The 3,017-nt window shown below is 54.0% G+C and carries 4 protein-coding genes; all 4 read left to right on the plus strand.

The genetic code is table 11. The features are described 5' to 3' along the window. Positions 1-143 precede the first annotated feature (143 nt). From DDE13_RS22200 to DDE13_RS23135, 4 genes are read left to right on the plus strand one after another with little or no spacing between them, the layout of a single operon-like run. Positions 144-1,070, plus strand: a complete 927-nt coding sequence (locus DDE13_RS22200; protein ID WP_111406372.1) for an IS1595 family transposase — start codon at positions 144-146, stop codon at positions 1,068-1,070. Beyond that, the gene (gene rhuM / locus DDE13_RS22205) at positions 1,063-2,163 is read left to right on the plus strand and encodes a RhuM family protein (protein ID WP_111406373.1); all 1,101 of its coding nucleotides are present in this window, start codon (positions 1,063-1,065) and stop codon (positions 2,161-2,163) included. The genes DDE13_RS22200 and rhuM overlap by 8 nt, the downstream gene beginning before the upstream one ends. 5 nt (positions 2,164-2,168) lie before the next feature. Continuing rightward, a complete protein-coding gene (locus DDE13_RS22210; RefSeq protein WP_111406374.1) occupies positions 2,169-2,378 on the plus strand; it encodes a hypothetical protein in 210 nt (69 codons plus the stop codon). Positions 2,379-2,384: 6 nt separating this feature from the next. Further along, positions 2,385-2,822, plus strand: coding sequence for a DUF3800 domain-containing protein (locus tag DDE13_RS23135; protein WP_162631190.1), 438 nt, complete (start codon positions 2,385-2,387; stop codon positions 2,820-2,822). The last annotated feature ends 195 nt before the right edge of the window (positions 2,823-3,017 follow it).

Here is a 3,017-nt window from a genome sequence, read left to right on the forward strand (position 1 = left end):
AAGTGCATCGCTCGTCGGTCGGGCGGTTGCTGCACCGGCTCGGGCTATCACACAAAAAAAGGGGTCTATATATTTAACTAGCCAATTTTCTCTTGCCGTGCACGGCTAGTTAAGTTACATATGGTGCAGAAGGAGCCTGCACCGTGTCGAACCCGGAGACGCTTTCCACCTTTGAGTTCTTCCAAAAGTTCCCCAATGAGGAAGCCGCGCGCAAGTTCTTTGAGGCGCGTCGGTGGGGCAATGAGCCTGTCTGCGGTCACTGCGGCTCTGTGAGTGTCACTGAGTGCAAAGACCACAAGCCGATGGCCTACCGCTGCAAGGATTGCAGAAAGCATTTTAGCGTCCGTACAGGCACCGTTTTGGCCGAAAGCCGTCTTTCCCTGCAAAAGTGGCTGCTGGCGATCTTCATGCTCACCAGCGCGCGCAAGGGCATCCCCAGCACTCAAATGGCCCGCGAACTTGGCGTCACTCAGAAAACCGCATGGTTCCTCGCACAGCGCATCCGTGAAACGTGGCTAAAAGACCGCGACGACCACATGGACGGTCAAGTGCAGGTCGATGAAACCTATATCGGCGGCAAAGAGAAGAACAAGCACGCGAGCAAGAAACTACGCGCGGGTCGCGGCACCGTTGGCAAGACTGCCGTTGTCGGTGTCCGCTCCGAAACTGGCGAGGTTCGCGCGGTCGTCGTGGAGAACACCAAGGCCCCGACGCTTGAGCGTTTCGTGCGCAACCACTGCAAGACTGGCGCAACCGTTGTGACTGACACCCACGGCGGATACATCAGCCTTGAGAGCGCGGGTTATACGCACATTCGCATCAATCACTCGGCTGGCGAGTACGTCCGCGACATGGCGCACACCAATGGCATCGAAAGCTTCTGGGCGCTTCTCAAGCGCGGCTACATCGGCATCTACCACTACATGAGCGCCAAGCATCTGCATCGGTACATCAAGGAATTCTCTTTCCGCCACAATACCGCGAGGATCGGCACCATGGACTTCATCGGAATGACGATTGACCGGATGGTCGACAAGCGGCTGACATACAGGGAACTCATCAATGCCTGACAAGAAAGACGTGATCGAACCTATCGATGCCTCGTTTGAGGACGTGGTGGGGGCCGTGGCCCCGAGAGCCACGGCGGTTCACAGCGTCCCAGAGGAAAGCGTGATCCACGAGATTGAGTTCGTGGAATACTCCGACCCAGGAAAACACGATGCGCTCAGTTTCGCCCTTGATCCTGGCACTGAGACGATCTGGGCGACACAGGCGCAAATGGCGGAACTGTTCGGAACGAAGCAGCCAAACATTTCTACGCACCTGAAGAACATTTTCGATGAAGGCGAACTTCAGTCAGCGAGCAATATCAAGAAAATCAATATTGCCGGTTCAGCCAAGCCCGTGACTGTTTACAGTCTCGATACAGTTATTTCGGTCGGGTATCGCGTGAACTCCAAGGCGGCGACACGTTTCCGTCAATGGGCGACCCAGACGCTCAAGGCATACATTGAAGAGGGCTACGTCCTAAACGACCGCGCCCTACGCGAGTCACCGGAGAAACTGAATCGGCTCGCGGCAGAACTGCGCGCCCTTCGTTCTGAAGAAAAGCAAATCTACGCAAAGGTACGTGAGTGCTTTAAGATCAGCGCGGCAGACTATGAGCCGACCTCACAACAGGTGAAGACCTTCTACGCGCTTTTGCAGGACAAGTTTCATCACGCCGTCACGGGGCAGACAGGCGCCAAGATCATTATGGACCGCGCAGACCACAGGGAAGAGCACATGGGGGTGCAGACCTTTAAGGGGCGAGAGCCAACTGCTGCGGAAGTGGTGGTGGGCAAGAACTATCTCGACAAAGAAGAAATTTACCGCCTGCACCTGCTGTCCGAACAATTCCTTTTATATGCCGAAGCCTCTGCGCTTCGTGGCCAGAAGATGACTATGGCCACCCTTCACGATAAGTTGGATCGGTTGCTTGAGGTGAATGACTACCCGGTGTTTGAGGGCTGGAAGAACTTCAACAAGGGCATTGCCGAGAAACACGCCAGAGCCGAACTTGCGCTATACAAGAAACGCAAGAAAATTGAGGCTATGGGCATTGAGTACGACGAAGAGGCGCTGGCCGCTGGCGAGTACGACGAAATTTTGATTGAAGGCTGATAGGATTGACAAAAAAGTATCTTTTTGCGGATGAGGCAGGATGCTTCACCTTTACGCGCTCACCGAACGTTTCGACCTACTTCATCATCTGCACCGTTATGTCAGATGATTTGAACGTAGCAGCCGACTTGGTGAAGCTTCGGCGCAAGATGATCTGGGAGCGTGAAGACGTTCAAGACTACTTTCACGCGACAGAAGATAAGCAGGTGATCTGAGATCAGGTGTTTGATGTTATTCGGAAGCATCCGCTCACAGTGCAGGCAACAATCTGCGAAAAAGCCAAAGCAAAACCTTCGATCACTAAGAATAAGGCGCGGTTCTACAAGTATCCTTGGTATTATCAATTCCGCCACGCAATCGCACCACAGATCGCGAAGGGCGATGACTTGCTGATCACTGCCGCATCGGTAGGTACGAAGAAAGAGCGCGCCACCTTCTACAGCGAGCTTGACGATGTGATGTCGCAAACGGTCAAAGCGCAATGGGCGGTGGATTTCAGACCATCTCAGTGTGATCCATGCTTGCAAGTTGCGGACTACTGTGCATGGGCAATTCAAAGAAAATGGGAGCGCGGTGATGCAAGATCATACGACCTGATCAAGCATCAGATCACATACGAGTACGAACTCTGGAGGCATGGTTCAACTTATCACTACTGAGGCAGCAGCCCGCCATATCGGCGATCTTGGCTATCGCGAGGAGGCCCGAGGGCCGTTCACCAAGCAAAGGCTGCTTTGTGTGCTCTAGCACGTAGTCACCGTGGCTTCAAGAATCGACCGTGTGGCTAGCTAAGTAGTTCAGGCTGAACAACCTTCTGGCCTGTCGTTCTGGAGCCTGCCGAGGGAGATTTGAGT

The organism is Meridianimarinicoccus zhengii, assembly GCF_003254465.1.
Lineage (GTDB): Bacteria > Pseudomonadota > Alphaproteobacteria > Rhodobacterales > Rhodobacteraceae > Meridianimarinicoccus > Meridianimarinicoccus zhengii.

Bases quoted from the DNA above. Each gene is read 5' to 3' on its own strand.
- rhuM (WP_111406373.1), top strand. From the start codon at position 1,063: ATGCCTGACAAGAAAGACGTGATCGAACCTATCGATGCCTCGTTTGAG.